General features: G+C 28.4%; 14 protein-coding genes. 3 read left to right on the top strand and 11 right to left on the bottom strand.

The genetic code is table 11. From position 1 onward, the window contains the following. Positions 1-64 precede the first annotated feature (64 nt). The 4 genes from pepF to JJC01_03100 all read right to left on the bottom strand — a co-directional run bounded on the left by pepF (position 65) and on the right by JJC01_03100 (position 3,504). Entirely contained in the window at positions 65-1,849 is a 1,785-nt protein-coding gene (gene pepF, locus JJC01_03115; protein ID UDN58872.1) for an oligoendopeptidase F, read from the bottom strand. Positions 1,850-1,915: 66 nt separating this feature from the next. Next, positions 1,916-2,581 (bottom strand): MgtC/SapB family protein, encoded by a 666-nt coding sequence (locus JJC01_03110; GenBank protein ID UDN58871.1) that lies wholly within the window; start codon positions 2,579-2,581, stop codon positions 1,916-1,918. A gap of 174 nt (positions 2,582-2,755) precedes the next feature. Further along, positions 2,756-2,917: an aspartyl-phosphate phosphatase Spo0E family protein gene (locus JJC01_03105; GenBank protein ID UDN58870.1), complete on the bottom strand. Its 162-nt coding sequence runs from the start codon at positions 2,915-2,917 to the stop codon at positions 2,756-2,758. Positions 2,918-2,994: 77 nt separating this feature from the next. Continuing rightward, positions 2,995-3,504 (bottom strand): Gx transporter family protein, encoded by a 510-nt coding sequence (locus JJC01_03100; protein ID UDN58869.1) that lies wholly within the window; start codon positions 3,502-3,504, stop codon positions 2,995-2,997. A gap of 206 nt (positions 3,505-3,710) precedes the next feature. Between JJC01_03100 and JJC01_03095 the strand changes: the two genes are divergently transcribed. The 3 genes from JJC01_03095 (at position 3,711) to JJC01_03085 (ending at position 6,864) form a co-directional block, all read left to right on the top strand. Next, positions 3,711-3,929 carry a ferrous iron transport protein A gene (locus tag JJC01_03095; GenBank protein ID UDN58868.1) on the top strand — a complete coding sequence of 73 codons (219 nt, stop codon included), beginning with the start codon at positions 3,711-3,713 and terminating at the stop codon, positions 3,927-3,929. 17 nt (positions 3,930-3,946) lie between these two features. Continuing rightward, the gene (gene feoB, locus JJC01_03090) at positions 3,947-5,893 is read left to right on the top strand and encodes a ferrous iron transport protein B (GenBank protein ID UDN58867.1); all 1,947 of its coding nucleotides are present in this window, start codon (positions 3,947-3,949) and stop codon (positions 5,891-5,893) included. A gap of 458 nt (positions 5,894-6,351) precedes the next feature. Beyond that, complete coding sequence (locus tag JJC01_03085) at positions 6,352-6,864, top strand: nitroreductase family protein (GenBank protein ID UDN58866.1); 513 nt, start codon at positions 6,352-6,354, stop codon at positions 6,862-6,864. Between the two features lie 147 nt (positions 6,865-7,011). Here JJC01_03085 and JJC01_03080 read toward each other — a convergent pair whose 3' ends face one another. The 7 genes from JJC01_03080 to JJC01_03050 form a co-directional block, all read right to left on the bottom strand. Further along, the gene (locus tag JJC01_03080) at positions 7,012-9,657 is read right to left on the bottom strand and encodes an iota toxin protein Ib (GenBank protein UDN58865.1); all 2,646 of its coding nucleotides are present in this window, start codon (positions 9,655-9,657) and stop codon (positions 7,012-7,014) included. A gap of 48 nt (positions 9,658-9,705) precedes the next feature. Further along, on the bottom strand, positions 9,706-11,088 hold the full coding sequence (locus tag JJC01_03075; GenBank protein ID UDN58864.1) for an iota toxin protein Ia: 1,383 nt from the start codon (positions 11,086-11,088) through the stop codon (positions 9,706-9,708). 402 nt (positions 11,089-11,490) lie between these two features. After that, a complete protein-coding gene (locus tag JJC01_03070; GenBank protein ID UDN58863.1) occupies positions 11,491-12,252 on the bottom strand; it encodes a response regulator transcription factor in 762 nt (253 codons plus the stop codon). Positions 12,253-12,845: 593 nt separating this feature from the next. Then, entirely contained in the window at positions 12,846-13,649 is an 804-nt protein-coding gene (gene proC, locus JJC01_03065; GenBank protein ID UDN58862.1) for a pyrroline-5-carboxylate reductase, read from the bottom strand. A 303-nt stretch (positions 13,650-13,952) separates the two neighbouring features. Continuing rightward, a complete protein-coding gene (locus JJC01_03060; GenBank protein UDN58861.1) occupies positions 13,953-16,322 on the bottom strand; it encodes a glycyl radical protein in 2,370 nt (789 codons plus the stop codon). A gap of 4 nt (positions 16,323-16,326) precedes the next feature. Next, complete coding sequence (locus JJC01_03055) at positions 16,327-17,235, bottom strand: glycyl-radical enzyme activating protein (protein UDN58860.1); 909 nt, start codon at positions 17,233-17,235, stop codon at positions 16,327-16,329. Positions 17,236-17,580: 345 nt separating this feature from the next. Further along, positions 17,581-18,660: a trypsin-like peptidase domain-containing protein gene (locus JJC01_03050; protein ID UDN58859.1), complete on the bottom strand. Its 1,080-nt coding sequence runs from the start codon at positions 18,658-18,660 to the stop codon at positions 17,581-17,583. Positions 18,661-18,743: the final 83 nt, after the last annotated feature.

The following is an 18,743-nucleotide window of genomic DNA, read 5'->3' as shown; positions in this document are numbered from 1 at the left end:
ACTAGTATAATACATCATATAATATTCTTATAATTTTTCATCTAAGCTATTAATTTATCATATTTTATAATTCTTTTTCTAATTTATTAACCAAACTAGCAAACACATTTAAAGCTTCTTCTATAGATTGTTTTTTCGTCATATCTACACCAGCAGATTTCAATTGTTCTAAAGGATACTCTGACCCTCCACTTTTTAAGAAGTTTATATATCTATCTACAGCTTTACTACCTTCTGAAAGTATCTGTTGACTTAATGCACTTGCAGCAGAAAATCCTGTAGCATACTTATACACATAGAAATTTGAATAAAAATGTGGAATTCTTGCCCACTCTATCCCTATTTGCTCATCTACTATTGCAGATTTTCCATAATACTTCTCATTTAATTTATAGTATATATCAGTAAATTCATCAGCAGTAAGTGGCTCTCCACTTTCTACTCTTTCATGTACAATTTTTTCAAATTCAGCAAACATAGTTTGTCTATAAACAGTAGTCCTAAATTGCTCTAAATAATAATTTAATAGATATATAGTTTCATCTTTAGACTTAGAATTTTCTAATAAATAATTTATAAGAAGTAATTCATTTAATGTAGATGCAACTTCTGCAACAAATATTTTATAATCTGAATATAAAAATGGCTGACTTGTTCTCGAATAATGGCTATGGACAGAATGACCTAATTCATGAATTAATGTAAATAGAGAGTTAAGGTCATTTTTATAACTCATTAATATATAAGGATGTGAATCATAGCTTCCCCAAGAGTAAGCTCCTCCTTTTTTACCTTCATTATCATATACATCAATCCAACCTTCTTCAAATGCATTTTTTATAACTTTTAAGTATTCTTCTCCTAAAGGCTTAAGTGCCTCTAATATAATGCTCTGTGCTTTTTCATAAGGTATATCCATATCAAATTTATCAGTTAGAGGAACATATAAGTCATACATGTGTATTTCATTTAATCCCAAGAACTTCTTTTTAAGTTCAACATACTTATTCAAAGTAGGAATACTTTCATCTATTGCTGATATAAGATTATTATAAACCTCTAGGCTTACATCATCTGAAAATAGCGATGCTTCTATTGCTGAATTATATTTTCTAGTTTTTGCATAAAATATCTCTGACTTTATTCCACCATAAAGTGTTGAAGCAAATGTGTTTTTATATTTTCCATAAGTAGAAAATTCTCCTTCAAAAGCTTCTTTTCTAACTCTTCCATTTTTACTTTTTATAAATAGAGAATAGTTTGAATGTGAAAGTTTAACCTTATTACCTTTTTCATCCTCTATCTCAGGAAATTCCATATCTGCATATGCTAACATATCATATACATTTTCTGGAACTGTTGATAATTCAGATGTAGCTGCAAGTATCTCTTCTTCTTTTTCACTCAAAGTATGAGGCTTATCTCTCAATATATCTTTTATATATTTTGTATAAAATGATAACTTCTCATCCTTCAAATATTCATTTAATCTGTCTTCTTCTATGGACAGTATCTCTGGAACTATATAAGAAGTAGCCACTCCTAAATCAGTTGATAACATTTCTGTCTTAGTGGCTCTTCCTTGATTATCATTGATTCTAGTATCTTCATGTTGTTTCATATGAGTATATACATATAGATTCTGGATGATTCTAGATGCATTTTCAGAGATACTTAATACTTTGTATAAATTTTCCTTACTCTCAGAAAATTTACCTTTGTATTCTTTTACTTCTTGAATAAGATTTTTTACTTTACTTATGTCTTTTTCAATATCTTCTTTAGTAGAGTACATCTTATCTATTTTCCATTTGTATTTTTCTTCTATCGTACTTCTATCAGTTCCCATATTATACACCTCTATTTTAATTCATTTTTATATTTTATTTACTTTACAAAATATATTGTATATATTTTAGTCCAAATAATCTACATTTATTACTCCTTCTATCATATTTATTTCTTTCATAACATCATGTAAGTGTATTCTCTTATCATAAGATATAAAAAAGTTTACTTTCCAATATTCTTCACTACGACATTCTATTTCCATATTCCTTACAATAAGTTGATTTTTTTCAAATTTATCATATAAAAAAGGTATTGAATCTAAATTATTTATTTTTAATATCAATACATTTTTTTCTTGACTAAATAGAAACGTATTTAGTATCCTAAGCACAAATAATGCTATCATTACGAACAACCATCCTAAAATTGCTAGCTCATAATAACCATAACCAACCGCTATACCAATACATGCAGTTGCCCACATCCCAGCGGCTGTAGTAAGCCCCTTCACTCCACCTTTGTTCTTTAGAATTGCTCCTGCACCTAAAAAACCAATTCCAGACAACACTTGAGCAGGCATTCTTGCTGGGTCAGCATTTGTATATAAACTATAGTCAGACAATAACTGGATTGAAGTTATTGAGGTAATACAAGAACCTATTGCTATTAATATATGTGTTCTAAATCCTGCAAATTGCCTTATCTTTTCTCTCTCTAGTCCTATTATTCCTCCTATAACTAATGCTAATAATAATCTTATTGCTATCTCCTTAGTTCCTATATCGCCCATAATATAAAACCTCCTGACCCAATTATAATTTATATCATATAAATAACTTCTACATCATATCATACAGATAATTTCTATATCAGAAATAACATCTTATACATTAATATTATTATTAGTATATGATAAATAGTAATATCTGTTAATTTTTAATACAAAAAAACCCACAACTGTGGGCTATTTGCTTAAGTACATGTATTTATTTATTAATATATCTATTTTCTTACTTGATTCTACGAGCTCTTCTTGAAATATTTCTGGATATTCTATGTATGTATTTATCTCTTCCCTAACTGCTTCAATTTCATTTTTTAACGCTTCTAATTCATTGTTCGCCATAATAATCACCACTATTACAAATTTGTATATTTTTATATACATTTTATCAAACAATATTATATTTTGTCAATATTATGTCAATAAAACTTACTATAAAAATGCTTTAATTTGGGCACCGTATACCTAGATACTAATCCTACAAACATACCCGTTACTAATGATGCCATTAACATAAATGGCAAGTATCCTATAGCAAGTATATTTTCTATTATTAAACTTGCAACTATTAATTGACCTATATTATGCCCTATTGCCCCTAAAATACTTATTCCTATCATTGATAATCCCTTTATTTTACTTGCTAAATACATAAATAAAAGGCTCAAATAAGCTCCTCCTATGCTAAATAAAAGATAAGATAGAGGACCTGCAAATATTGATGACAAAATTACCCTGATAGTAACAATTATAACAGTATCTCTGACACCTAACAACATTAATGAAATTAAAGTTATAATATTACTCAAACCCAATTTTGCTCCTGGAAATATAATTATAAGAGGGTTTGGTATATATGTCTCTAGTACATATAAGGCTAAACTGTATCCTATCATAAGACCTAAAAATGTCATTTTTCTAGTTTTCATTAAGTTAATTCCTCCAAATTTTATATATCATATTACATTATAATACAAAATATATAAAAACACCTAATTTAGACTAAAATATTCTATAATATATTTAAAGTAAATATCATCAATTTGAACTTGTAATTCCCCCTATAATCCTTGACTTTTTGTATCATACTTGTTACAATTTTAATGATAATGAATTTCATTAGGAGGTGTTAATAATGACTGTTTACGATTTGAAAATAGGAGAAAAAGGACTTATTAATAATATAGATGGAGATATTAAATTATCTAAAAGATTACTTGCACTTGGATGTATAAATAGTACTGAAATAGAAGTTAAAAAAGTTGCTCCATTTGGAGACCCAATTATAATTAGATTTAGAGGATTTGACTTAGCTATTAGAAAATCTGATGCTAAAAATATTTCTTTACAATAATAGAGGAGGAGCTACCTGTGATTAATGTAGCATTATTAGGAAACCCAAATGTTGGTAAGACTACTGTTTTTAACCTGCTTACAGGCTCAAATCAGTATGTTGGTAACTGGCCTGGTGTTACTATTGAGAAAAAAGAAGGATTTATTGGGAAAGAAATAAAGGTTGTAGATTTACCTGGTATATATGCAATGGATACTTTCTCAAATGAAGAAAAGGTTTCTAAGTCATATTTAGAAAATGAAGATGTTGATGTAATAGTGAATGTAGTAGATGCTTCTAACTTATCAAGAAATCTCTACTTAACAACTCAACTTATGCAATTTAATAAACCTATCGTTATACTGCTTAACATGTTAGATATTGCAGAATCTAAGGGTGTTAATATAGATGATAAAAAATTAAGTGAAGAACTTGGAGTAATTGTTGTTCCAATCATCGCAAAAAAGAAAGATGGCGTAGAAAAAATAGAATCAGAAATTAAAGATGCTACTAAAAAATCATTTAAATATCGAACAGACTTTGGAAGCGAAACAGAAACGTATAAGAAGTTAGAATCTATCTTATCAAGATGTACAAAGACTACATATACACACAAAAAATCTATCAGTGATAAAATAGACAATATAGTTTTAAATCCTATATTAGCCTATCCAATATTTATTGGTGTATTGTTTCTTTTATTTAAGTTCACCTTTGATTGGGTTGGAGGCCCACTTCAAGAGGGCTTTGCAGGCCTTATAGAAGCTTATATCTCTACACCCGTTAGTGATATGTTAGCTAACTCTAGCCCATGGTTTAAATCACTTATTGTTGATGGAATAATTGGAGGTGTTGGTGGTACTTTACCATTCTTCCCTTTAATATTTACATTATTCTTTGGTATATCTCTATTTGAAGATAGTGGATATATGTCAAGAACAGCATTTTTGATGGATAAAGTTATGAGAAAGGTTGGTCTATCTGGTAAAGCTTTTATACCCATAGTTATGGGTATGGGATGTTCTTCTCCTGCTATAATGGCAACTAGAACACTAGAAAGTGAAAAAGACAGAAGAGTTACAGCTCTTATTGCACCACTTATGACTTGTGGAGCAAAGCTACCTATATATGCATTATTTGTAGCTATATTTTTCCCACACAATGCTGCTTTAGTAACTACATCATTATACTTGGTCGGTATCATTATGGCAATTGTGGTTGCACTAGTTTTAAATAAAACAGCTTTTAAGACAGAGGCTGAACCATTTATATTAGAGTTACCAGAATATAGAATACCTACTATAGACGCACTTATTAAAAATACTTGGAATAAATCAAAAGGTTTTTTAATAAGAGTAGTTACTGTAATGTTTGCAATGTCAGTTGTTATTTGGGGACTTTCTTCATTTAATGTATTTGGATTTACAGAAGATATAAATGTAAGCTTTTTAGCTACTATAGGTCATATTATATCTCCTATATTTAAACCTCTTGGTTTTGATGACTGGAGAACTTCAGTTGCTATCTTAAGTGGTCTTGGAGCAAAAGAAATCGTGGTAAACTCTTTGAATATACTATATGGTAATTTGACTGTTGTATTACCAACAATATTTAATGGTGTTACTGCATATACATTCTTAATATTTACAGCTCTATATACTCCATGTATAGCTGCTCTTGCAACTATGAAAAAAGAATATGGAAATAAAATGATGTTTACATCATTTGCATATCAGTTTATATTAGCATGGATAATGGCTTTTATAGTTAAAAGTATTGGCGGAGTATTATTTATGGGAAATTCAATAATGGAGGCTTTAATCGGCGGAATAATCATAGTTCTTGCATTTTTAATTTTGTTTAATAAATTTAAATCTACCAAAAATGGAAGTGGCTGTAGTGGATGTTCTGGTTGTTCTGGATGTCCATGTACTAATTCTTGCTCAGAAGATGAAGATAATAACAAAAAAAGTAGTACACATTAACATATAGATATCTTATATTTAAAAATAAATATATTGTGAAGCTATCTCCTAGATAATAGTTACTATTAAAAAAAATTTAGAACAATTAAGGGGCTGTCGCACTAGAAAATAGTGCTACACCCTTTTTTGTATAAAAAAATAAATCTCAAGTTCAAAATACACAATATTTATTGATAGTACAAAGGCTTTCAATATATTAAATTCTATTTCATTTTTAAAATAACTTAATATATAAACTAAAATATACATTATTTCTTAATTTATATTTTCATTCTTCTAATTATTTTCACCTATAATTTTAAATTTATAATATCTTCTTTTGTCATTATTTCTTATTCAAGTTTATAATTTATTCTTTACTTGCTAGAAACTAATTTATTTTTTATATAATTTATAAATGAAGTTTAAAATAATGATATTATATAAGTATAAACAATTTTATTAAAAGGAGAGTCTATATGTTAGAAGTTATAAAAAATAGACGTTCAATAAGAACATATATAGATAAAAATGTAGAAGAAGATAAAATAACTGAAATATTAAAATCAGCTATGCAAGCACCTTCATCAAAAAACGCTCAACCGTGGGAATTTATTGTAGTAGATGCTAAAAAACTACTAAAAGAACTATCAAAATCACAACATAGAGCAAAGCATATAGAATTTGCACCACTATGTATAGTAGTACTTGGAAATAGAGAGAAATTCTTAAAACCTGGTAAATGGATGCAGGACTTAGGTGCTTGTACACAAAATTTATTATTAGAAGCTACTAATCAAGGTTTAGCTGCTTGCTGGGCAGGAGTTTTTCCTAAAAATAAAGTGGTAAATAAAGTTAGACAAGTTTTAGACTTACCAGTAAAACTGGTACCTTATGCCCTTATCTCTATAGGATACAGTAAAGAAAAGAATGAATTTATAGATAGGTTTGATAAAAATAAAATACATAAAAATGTATATAAAAATAGATAATATTTACACAAATCTATATGCATTCTCTAAGAAACCTCAAAAATAAAATTAAAAATATACCTTATAAAGGTGCTTTTTAATTATCACACTTTATAAGGTAAATATATATTGTATGTTGGGGATTATATTTTACTAAACTAAAACTACTTATTTATTAAAGTCATAAACTAATATTTCTCTATTATCAGGAGTTACAGCATATATTTTCATTGGCTTATGTGTTAATACATTTGCTAAATTTGTATCATAAGCTCTAAAGTTTATATAATTAGTTTTAGGTTGATTTTCATTACCTCCATAATTACGCATTTCTTTATCTCTAGTACCAATATCTTTATAAGTTCCATTTCCAGAATAATCTTCAAGAGTTGCATATACATGATATCTATTAATATAATTAAGAGCTTCTTTATTAGTATCAGTAGGTCTGAAATAAAGTCCATTAATGAAAACATTTCCAGTGACCATATTAGTATCAATAACTCCATCATACTCTTTATGTGCATTTATTATTTCTTGATCAGTTGGAACTTCAACTTCTGGTTCTTTAAGTATTTCAGGAATACTATTTAATTCTGTAATAGATAAATTATCTACAAATACTGAACCACCTCCAGTTAATGTTATTTCTACATCAGAAGAATCTTTTCCAGTTGTTTCAAATTCATAACTAAATTTTTCATAATTTTTTTCTGGTACCAAATAATCTGTTTGTTGTTCTTTTGCTTTTACCTTCACAGTTATTGAATTAGAAAGTGAAGGATCTTTTGAATACCCACTAAAAACATAACGTTTATATGGTTTTAATTTAGACATAGGTATTGTGATTTTTGTCTCTCCGTTTAATTTATTTGCTGCATATTGTAAGCCATCTTGATTCTTAGTATCAACATTACTTAATGCATTAGGGTAATTATTATAGTCATCAAAATTAGTAAAGTAAGTTGGTGTTTTTATAAGGATATTCATACCTCTTTCAAGTTTAACATTATATATCTTTTTATCATCTAATGATTTTAATCTTTCTTTAATTGTATCAGCTGTGTAATCATCAAATATAAGCTCAACACAACTTTCATCAATTGGTGTTCTATTAAAATATAATAATCCATCTTTTTTAGTAGCTCCAAAAGCTTTTTCAATTGCTTGTCCAACTGTAAGTTGTGGAGTTTTATCTTCAGGATCATATGAATCTTTAGCAGCAACACGTCTTTCATAAGTTCCATCTCCTGTATCTAATATAAGAGATGCAGAAATGCTATCAACTTGACTGATATAATCTGACCAACTATTTCCTTCTGTGACAATTTGTCCATGACTATTTTTTACGCCAAAATTTCCACTTACTTGTGTAGTTTCTAGTTTAATATCTTTTCCAGCATCTAATTTTTTAAGCTGTTCATAATTTATTGGTATTAATCTAGAGCTAAATTGATCCATTGTATTAAGTGCTAAAGGAGATACACCTTTTTTAGGGTATGTTGCATTAGGAGACAAGTTATTACCAATTTGATTTTCTTGTGCTTTAATAGTTGATAATGTATCTCCATCTAACACTAAGTTTGTTGTTGGTGTTACTTTATACATAGGTGCAGTACCTGTGTTATAATATCTCACATTTGCATTTATATATGCTGATTCACTTTTACTTATTTGTAATCCAGTATTCCAAGATTCACCTTTACTATCTTGTACAGCAGTCGAAGTATCTGTTGTATGAGAATAATTTGCTGTTACACTACCTGTAAATCCATTTTGATATCCAGCAGTAACAGATACACCAACTGTATTTGCATCAGTTTTACTGTTTGTAGTAGATCTAGAAACAGATTTACCTTGGTCAGTAGAAACATGATCATTTGTAGATAATATTAATTTTTCCATACCTACTCCAACTATTGGATAAGCAGCAACTAATGGATCTCTTGCTTCTTTACTTATTGCTCTATCAAATGTACCAGCAGATTTTTCATAATCTGTATATGGGTCTCCAGCAGTATTTGGCTCTAAGTAATTTGATACATATTTTTTATATCCTTGCTCTGCAAAACTGTCTTCCCATTTAACAGCAATTAAATCTTTAATAGTATATCCATTTTTCTCATATGCATCTGGAATATTATCATTATCAGTATCTAAGTCCTCATCTTCCCAATCAGCCATTAAATTTGGATCAAAGAAATTATTTTTTGGAATAAATGGGTCATTTTTTTCTATCTTAGAATAATCTCTTAAGAATAGGTTTTCTTCAGGTATAACTGTTTTATTACCATTTGATTCCCAATAAAGTTTAGGTGATGATAGATTATCTATTGACCCTATATTTTTATCTTGTAATTCTATTCTAACTTTATATTCCTTACCTTTTTTCATATTAACCTTAAGTGTGTTTGCTACATCTCCCTTAGCATCTACTTGCATTAATACATCATCTCTATCAGTTGACAATGTATATTCACCATCTTCAGAGGGAATTATTCTTCCTGTCCAACGTATAGATTTTACATCTGATTTATCCTTATCTAAAAGTTTATCTACTTTCTTTTCTTCAAACTTTAAATTACCATTTTTTATTGGAGCCATTAGTTCCAAATCTTTGAAATGTTCATCTGCAAAATAATACCCCATTAGTCCATTACTTGGAAGTGTTTCTTCACTTGCGACCTCTCTTTTTTGATTAGGCTGAGGTTTTACAGTAGTTTGTGCATATACAGGATATGCTAAGGCTTGACTAACTATGGCTGTAAGTGTTAAAAAACTAAGTAACTTCTTGTTTCTCATTTGTACTTTCATTTTTTCTCCCCCTTATATTAAAAACATATTTGAATTACCCATTAAAAATTAATTTACTAATGTTGCATCAACAATTACTTTTGTAGTAGATTTATCTTTATAAGTTTCAACTTTATTAACCTTAAATTTACTACCACGATTTAAAAGAACTTCATATTCTCCACCGTAACCAGGAACTGCTGATAAATAAGCACCAGGAGAACCTTTTGGTATATTGATGCGTAATACTATTTTTCTAGCTGCAAATGCACTCATATTTACACTACCTATACTAGTACTAACAAAGTTTGGATATGTTAATGTTTGTCCCTCCCATTTTTCTTTAAAAGCATTTACATTTGCTTCTAAATTAAAATTATATCCAGGTGATGAAAGTTCTAATCCAAATTCAGGAGCACCAGCTCGTCTATATACAGTTAAATTAGATGGCATAGGTTTGCTTTTCAATGCATTTTCAATATTACTTACTTTAGCGTCTAATGCTGTGTCAGGGTTATTTACTGGTCCATTTGATATTAAGTAACTATTAATTGCAGTATATCCTCCACGCATATAGTCGTTTACATCAGCAAGTTGATCAGTAGTTAATTTATTACTCCAATCACTATAATTTTCTTTTCCCCAAGCATCTCCTTTTCCTACTTCATCTTTGAAGTCAAGAGTACTTACTAAAGATGCTTCAACTTTTATGTACTGTTTTCCACTTATTACTACGCGAACTGTTTTATCAACCTTTACACTATACCCTTGTTCTATTAGTGTACTTACAGACTCATTGCTTTGTTGATATGGTAACATTCCAGCGCCTTTTGGTAGTTTTAAATGTACAAATAAAGGAGTGGGTTTGCTATCTTCTTTACTTGGTTCGTATAAAGATATATCTTTGAATCCATCTTGTTTAAATAATCTATCTTGAACTGTTTCTTTAAATTCATTAAATTTCTCCAGACTTATTTCACTCTCTGTATTCTTTCTAAGTTCTCCATTGAAAGCAAATCTATCAGCAGATTCAAAATAATAAACATACATAGGTTTATCTAGTTTATTTTTTGATATTGCACCTTTAAGGTCTTTATATTCTTTTTCAAAAGGATTATCTTTTATTTCGTAATCATAAAAATAATTTCTCTCTTTGGAATATTTACTTATCTCTATTGGGTCTTTTTTATATTCTGTTAAGGCTGCTTTCTCTACTTTTTCAAGTCCCTTTTCTACTCTCTCAGCCTCTGTTCTTTCCCATTCCTTAGCTTTTTCTCTATCTTTTAGGAAATCTTCAGGTCTTTCTATTGGTGCTTTATAATTAGTGGTAGCCACTTTTTGAGTTGAATATCCAGATAAATTTTCAGCATAGGTACCACCACTAAACAATACACTTGTTAGAATAAGACATAATACTAATACTCTAGAAATATAATTTCTAATTTTTTTCATTTAAAATCACCCCTCGCATTAGTTTAAATAGTTTTTAAACTATATTTAAATTATATAATTTAAATATGAAAATTTACTTAGATTTCATAATTAGTGTTACTACTATCTTTAAGTTGTTTATATTCTATAAAAAATACTTATTTTTGCATAAAATAAACATTTTCATGTAATATAAACAACTTTTTAGGAATAAATATTATACTAAATACAATAAACAATTTTGTATTTAATAAACATAAAGCTTTTAATTTTTATTACAAAAATAAAAGGGGCTATCTCAAAATAGAGATAAGCCTCTTTTTTATTGTTGAAATGATAAAAATATATTTGATTTCATACAAAAAAGAGTGCCTCATGAACTAAAAAGTTCATTTTGAGACATCTCCTTTTATTTCGAAATCTCTAAGTTAGTACTTTTTTTATTTTAAGTTGTCTTTTTACATCTTGTAAAGATTTATCAGATATAGGACATTTATCTCCATTACTCATTTTTAACCACTTTTCTTTTATATTTAAAGAAATTATATGTTGTTTGTTAACCACAAATGATTTATGTATGCGAAATAAACATATATCTAAGTTTTCTATGTCTTTTAAACTTCTATAAATCTCAATTTCTTCTTTTATAGTTACAATTTTTATTTTATGAGGTGTAGTACATGTTTCAAAGTAAATTATATCATTAAATGAAACTCTCCAAAGTTCAAAATCTTTATAAATGGTAAAAAAATTTTCTTGATAATCTACTTCTCTAAAATATCTTTTATGAGCAGTTTTAATGCATTCTTTTATTTTTCCTTCAGCTGAGTCCATACTATTTTTTAATATAAAATCCATAGCCTCAAGTCTGTAGTTAAAAAGGCTAATACCTATTTCTACATAGTTTGAAAGAAATACAATAGGACTTATATAATCACGTTCTCTGATTTGTTGTGCTACCCACAATCCATCACATATGTCGTTATCAATATTATATTTGAAGTTAATTCCAATAAAAAATAATCTTACTTTATTTGTTTCATCAAGATCTCTTAATAATAATTCTGCATTACGATATGTTTTTACAATATCATTGTCAAATCCCTCTTTTAACAATACATTGTTTATCTTATCTTTTAATTTTATTCCAAAACTAGCATCATTATCAAACAATAATATATCCATTTTAAGGCCTCCCTATATTAAAACTTCAAAAATAAATAAACTGAAAAATGAATTTAATATAAAAAATATATTCAAATAATTAAGAAATTAAATTTAAGTAGTTAAAAAATTAAATTTAAATAAAGAATATTATAAAAGATAGTTAAATTTAGTATAGCTCTTAAAATGGCAATCTCCAATAGTAAAATTGTATTTTAATAGAAAAAATCAGATTAAATATTTAATTGTGAAAATATAGAAAATTAATAGACTAAATGTATTCTATATAAATTTTTATTTTTTTAAGATGAGGGAGATTTAAATCCTGTATAGGGAGAAGAGAGAACTTGTACCCAAATTTCCTCAATATTAAATTTTAGGATATTAATTAAAAAAAGGAATAAAAAATAACATATAAAAATACAAAAAAGGAATTGAACTTAAAATTTGATTAGAAAAAATCAATTCTGAGACAACCCCTTTTTATTTTAAAGTTAGAAATTTTTTAGAAAGCTGTATTCTTCTTGCTAATTTAGACTAACATTTTCATTTTCGTCTAGCCGAATTCCTATTGCTTCAAGTTGGTACGACAAAAAATATATATCCAAAGTCAATTATTTGCTCATATCTTTAGATTTATCTATGCAAGCGACAATAGATTTTATAACTGCTGATCTAAATCCTTCTTCTTCTAACACTTTAACTGCTTCTATAGTAGTTCCTGCTGGAGAACAAACCATATCTTTTAATTCTCCTGGATGTTTTCCAGTTTCAAGAACCATCTTAGCTGAGCCCATAACAGCTTGAGATGCAAATTTATAAGCTTGCTGTCTTGGCATACCAGCTAGTACTGCTGCGTCTGCAATAGCTTCTATAAACATAAATACATATGCAGGAGAAGAGCCGCTAATACCTGTAACTGTATCCATTAAATATTCTGCTACTATTTCTGCTTCTCCGAATGATTCAAATAGAGCTTTAATCATATTCAATTCTTCATCAGTAACATTTGAATTTTTACAAAGAGCTGACATACCTTCTCCAACAAGTGCTGGAGTATTTGGCATTACTCTTACTATCTTTTTATCTGAACCTATAATGCTTTCAAGAGTTTCTATAGTTTTTCCTGCTGCTATTGATACTATTATTTTACTTGCATCTATTAATTCTTTAAGTGGAGCTAAAGCTTTTTCACATATATTAGGCTTAAGTGCTACTATCACTACATCTGAATTTGCAACAGCCACCTTTGAATCAGTTGTAGTATTTATTCCAAATTGTTCTTTTACTTTATCTAAAGCAACTTGACTTAAGTCTGATACAGTTATATCTTCTGCTTTTACTAATCCTGATTTTACTATACCACCTATCATTGCACTTCCCATATTTCCTGAACCAATAAATCCTAAAGTTTTCATATCAAATCTCCTCTTTTTCTATTAGTTTTTATTTTAAAGTAGCTAAATTTATAATATTTTAACTGCTTAAAATTATCTTAGTTATTATAAAATATAATTTTATTATGATTATTATAAATTACTTCTTTATATAGTTTATTAAATATAAATTTAACGATTTTTTCATTAAACTCAACGAGCTAACTTCCTATCCAGAAAGTTAGCTCAGAATTAATCTAAAATTTTTTAAAATGGTATCTGGTAATATATACTATTATACCAGTTACATTTTTATATAGTAAGAAGTTTTATTTACAAACAATCCTAGAATGTTTGCTCAGTTCTACCTATTATTTCATCTTGTAATGTTCTACTTAAATTGTTGAAATGGTCACTATATCCTGCAACTCTAACTATTAAGTCTTTGTAATCTTGAGGATTCTTTTGAGCCTCTAATAATACATTTTTATCAAATACATTGAATTGTATATGATGTCCATCCATATTAAAGTATGCTCTTACTAGATTAGCCATGTTGTCTAATCCTTTTTCACCTTGTACTACTGATGGTGCAAATCTTTGATTTAACAATGTTCCACCAGTTTTTATATGGTCCATCTTAGCACAAGATTTTATAACTGCTGTAGGTCCATTAGTATCTCCACCTTTTTCTGGAGAGATTCCTTCTGAAACTGGCTTTGCACAAAGTCTACCATTTGCACTTGCTCCCATAATTTCTCCAAAGTATACATGGCAAGTAGTTGGCAACATATCTACTCTATATTCTCCACCACAAACAGTTGGTCTACCAGTTACTTCATTGTAATATGCATTAAATATTTCTTCCATTATTCCATCAGCATAATCATCATCATTTCCATACTTAGGAGTTTTATTTGAAACTATATTAAGTATAGCTTCATATCCTTCAAAGTTAGAATCAAGTGCCTTAAGTAATGTATCCATATCAAATTTTTTCTTGTCAAATACATTATATTTTATTGCTGTTAAACTATCTGTTATAGTTCCTATACCAACACCTTGTATATATCTAGTGTTATATCTTGCTCCACCTCTTTGATAGTCTTTACCTTTTGCTATACAATCATCAACTATTGTAGACATAAGTGGGCAAGGCATATGTTTTGCACATATATTTTCTATTACAGCATTTCCTTGTATTTTTATATCAATCATATAATGTAACTGCTTTTTAAATGCGTCAAATAATTCTTCATAAGATTTAAAATCTCTAGGGTCTCCAGTTTCAATACCTATTTGCTTTTTCGCAATTGGGTCATAACCGTTATTTAGTGTTAATTCAAGTATTTTTGGAATATTCATATATCCAGTTAAAACATATGCTTCTTTACCAAAACATCCAGTTTCAACACAACCACTAGTTCCTCCAAGTCTTGCATCTTCTATAGTTTTACCAGCTTCCATAAGCTCCTGAACTATTGCTTCAGTATTATAAAATGCTGGTTGACCCCATCCTTTTCTTGATATTTCACAAGCTCTCTTTAAGAATTTTTGAGGAGTCTTTTTACTTATTTGAACATTTGAACTAGGTTGTATTAATTTCATTTCATCCATAACATCAAGTATTATATAACTAACTTCATTAACACCATCTTGACCATCTGGATTTATTCCACCAGTATTTATATTTGCAAAGTCTGTATATGTGCTACTCTCTTTCAGTGTTATACCAACTTTTGGTGGTGCTGGTTGATTGTTAAATTTAACCCATAAACATTCAAGTAATTCTTGTGCTCTATCTCTATCTAATATTCCATTTTCTACATCTCTTTCATAAAAAGGATTTAGATGTTGGTCTAGTCTTCCTGGAGTAAATGCATCCCATATATTAAGCTCAGTAGTAACCCCTATATGAACAAACCAGTACATTTGTATAGCTTGATGATAAGTTTCTGGTTTATGAGCTGGTACAACATCACAAGTTTCAGCAATTAACAATAAGTCTTTTTTCTTAGCTTCATCAGTTTCTTCTTCTGCCATTTTTCTTGCCTTTTCAGCATATCTCTTTCCTAATATAACCATTGCATCACAAGCTATTGCCATAGCTTCTAAATCAGCTTTTTTATTATATGCATCTAAGTCATTAAGGAAATCTAATTCTTTTAGTCTTGCTTCTATATCTTTCTTTAAATCTAAAAATCCTTTTTTATATATTGTATCTCCACAAACTGTGTGTCCTGGAGCTCTTTGTTCCATAAACTCTGTAAACATACCTGCTTCATATGCTGCTAACCATTCAGGTGTCATAGCATTTATTATCTTATCTCTGGTTTGTCTCTTCTTCCAGAAAGGTATTATTTCCTCTTGATGTATTTTTCTAGATTCTTCAGACACACTAAAATTTATTATGTCTCTATTATGCATTACTTCTAAATCTTCCATTGTATGACAACAAATTTCTGGATATGTTGGTGCTCCATTAGGTGAATCTCCTTTTTCGCCTACTATTAATTCTCCATCATTTATACTAAGAGTTCTGTTTTCAATGTAATGTTTAAATGATAAAGCACGAAGTACAGGAATTTCTACACTTCCTTCATATTTTTTATAAGCTTCTGTCATAAGTACTGCTCTTTCAATAGATATGTGTGGTTCTGCATTAACACTTTCTTCTCTTAATTTTTTAGTTCTTTCAAAAGTTCCTCTTAACATTTTATTACCCCCCAATCTTAGTATTGAAATTACTTGCTTCAAACAGCCTTTTTATTTCTTCTAATTTTTCTTCAGTAGGTCTTTGTAACTCTTCTCCTTCATACTTTTTATAAATTTTATCATACTTATGTTTACCAATATTATGATATGGAAGAAGACTTACATCTTTTATATTCAAAGGCTTTAAAAACTCTATCATTTTTTTAACCTCTAAATTTTCATCATCTACATTTACGCCTACAATTAATGGTATTCTTATATTTATATTAGCTCCTGATTCACTCAAAAGTTTAACATTTTTAAGTATTAAATCATTTGATTTTCCTGTAAATTTTATATGTTTTTCCTCATCAATAAGTTTAATATCGTATAAGAACAAATCTGCACATTCAGCAACTCTTTCGTAATTTTCTGACTTTGCATATCCACAAGTATCAATTGCCACATGAATTCCCTTTGATTTACACATGTTTATTACTCCACAAATAAAATCCATATCTTGAGCCATTACTTCTCCACCTGATAAAGTTACTCCTCCACCTGATTCTTCATAGAAAATTCTATCTTTTTCTATCTCTTTAACCAGTTCTTTAACAGAATACTCTTGACCTACTATTTCTCTAGCATTGTTTATACAATAATCTAAACAAGTTTCACAAAACTCACATTTTTCTTGGTCTAGACATATTTTTGTTTTACCTTTGTAAATTGCTTTGTGAGGACATATATTTATACATGCTTCACATCTTGAACATCTCTCTTCATTATACAAAACTTGTTTTGTATATGTTTGACTTTCTGGATTATGACACCAAACACATTCAAGTGGGCATCCTTTAAAAAAAACTGTACTTCTTATCCCTGGACCATCATGTATACTACATTTTTGTAAATTTATAACTAATGGATTCATAATTTTTTCACCCCTAAAGAATATCCATTCCTTTTTTTCATCTTTATGTAATTCATCTTCATAGGTTATTTCTATGAAAAGCATTTCTACAATTACATAATACTATATTCGTTATTATTTTGTCTATATTTTTTTAGTAATATTAAAAATTTTTATTTTATTATGATATTTATATTGATTTTATAAATTAAATTTAAATATTTATTAATTTTATTTTTATAAGTAAATATAGATAATCTCTATAAACAATATGTTATTTTAATTAATTTAGATATATATACTATAAAAATTAAATAAAAACAGAGACTACACTTTACCATGTAGTCTCTGTTTCTCTAGTAACATTTAGAATTTTACATTTATTGTTACTGCTTTTCCGCCTCTATTTAATGTAATTTTTGTGCTAGCACCTTTTGAGAAAGTATATAACTTTTTATTAAGGTCATTCATACCAGTTATATCTGCATCTCCTACTTTAGTTATAATATCCCCTACTTTTACTCCTGCTTTTTCTGCTGATGAACCAGATATTACTTCTGCAACATATACTCCTTTGTCAGTACTTAATTTTGTACCTGTAGCTGCTTCATAATTTGATACATCTGTTCCTTTTATACCTAAAGTTACTTTTTCATATTTTCCAGTTTTTATTACTTCTTCAACTATACTTTTAGCTGTATTGATTGGTATCGCAAATCCTAACCCTTCTGCTTGAGAAGCTTTTGCTGTATTTATACCAATTACTTGACCTTTTTGATTTAACAATGGCCCTCCACTATTTCCTGCATTTATACTTGCATCAGTTTGTAATAACCCTGTCATATTAGTTTTTTCTGTTTGTATAGTTCTATCTAATCCACTTATTATACCTTGAGTAACTGTCTTTTGGAAGTCTAGTCCAAGTGGGTTACCTATTGCTATTGATATATCTCCAACTTTTACTTTATCACTATCTGCAAATTCAGCTGGTGTTAATCCAGTTTTATCAACTTTAACTATGGCCAAATCAAGTTGTTGGTCAAACCATACCACTTTACCTGATGTTGTTGAACCATCATTAAATAAAACATTAACACTAGTTGCTTGGCCATCTGATATAACATGAGAATTAGTAAGTATATATCCATTTGAATCTACTATAATCCCAGTTCCTACTCCTTGTGTTTCAGTTGGTATTGCAAACATATTACTAGTATCGACGCTAGTTGTCGTAATACCTACAACAGATGGTGTTGCCTTTTCTGCAACTGCTTGGTAAATGTTTTGGCTCTTTCCATCATCATTTACAACTATGGGCGTAGAACTTCCTGTAGATTTACTTCCTAAATTATCTTTAACTAAAATTATTGTTAGCAAACTACTAAGTATTGAACTTATTATAGCGACTAATATTACTAAACTTATACCTTTCTTTCTTCTTGACATCTCATACCACTCCCTATCTAAATATAATATAAATTATCAAAATATATTTTTCCCAATTTTCCATAAAAAAATGAAATCATCTA

It is taken from the genome of Clostridioides sp. ES-S-0010-02, assembly GCA_020641055.1.
In the GTDB taxonomy this organism is placed as follows: domain Bacteria; phylum Bacillota; class Clostridia; order Peptostreptococcales; family Peptostreptococcaceae; genus Clostridioides.
The sequence above is the reverse complement of the archived record's forward strand: the minus strand, read 5'-3'. Positions and strand labels throughout refer to the sequence as shown.

Excerpts from the sequence above, each read along its gene's own strand:
- proC (UDN58862.1), bottom strand. The coding sequence starts at position 13,649 with ATGAAAACTTTAGGATTTATTGGTTCAGGAAATATGGGAAGTGCAATG.
- JJC01_03110 (UDN58871.1), bottom strand. The coding sequence starts at position 2,581 with ATGGGCGATATAGGAACTAAGGAGATAGCAATAAGATTATTATTAGCA.
- JJC01_03100 (UDN58869.1), bottom strand. The coding sequence starts at position 3,504 with ATGAAAACTAGAAAAATGACATTTTTAGGTCTTATGATAGGATACAGT.
- JJC01_03080 (UDN58865.1), bottom strand. The coding sequence starts at position 9,657 with ATGAAAGTACAAATGAGAAACAAGAAGTTACTTAGTTTTTTAACACTT.
- JJC01_03060 (UDN58861.1), bottom strand. The coding sequence starts at position 16,322 with ATGTTAAGAGGAACTTTTGAAAGAACTAAAAAATTAAGAGAAGAAAGT.
- JJC01_03050 (UDN58859.1), bottom strand. The coding sequence starts at position 18,660 with ATGTCAAGAAGAAAGAAAGGTATAAGTTTAGTAATATTAGTCGCTATA.
- JJC01_03095 (UDN58868.1), top strand. The coding sequence starts at position 3,711 with ATGACTGTTTACGATTTGAAAATAGGAGAAAAAGGACTTATTAATAAT.
- JJC01_03085 (UDN58866.1), top strand. The coding sequence starts at position 6,352 with ATGTTAGAAGTTATAAAAAATAGACGTTCAATAAGAACATATATAGAT.
- JJC01_03075 (UDN58864.1), bottom strand. The coding sequence starts at position 11,088 with ATGAAAAAAATTAGAAATTATATTTCTAGAGTATTAGTATTATGTCTT.
- JJC01_03055 (UDN58860.1), bottom strand. The coding sequence starts at position 17,235 with ATGAATCCATTAGTTATAAATTTACAAAAATGTAGTATACATGATGGT.
- JJC01_03105 (UDN58870.1), bottom strand. The coding sequence starts at position 2,917 with ATGGCGAACAATGAATTAGAAGCGTTAAAAAATGAAATTGAAGCAGTT.
- JJC01_03070 (UDN58863.1), bottom strand. The coding sequence starts at position 12,252 with ATGGATATATTATTGTTTGATAATGATGCTAGTTTTGGAATAAAATTA.
- pepF (UDN58872.1), bottom strand. The coding sequence starts at position 1,849 with ATGGGAACTGATAGAAGTACGATAGAAGAAAAATACAAATGGAAAATA.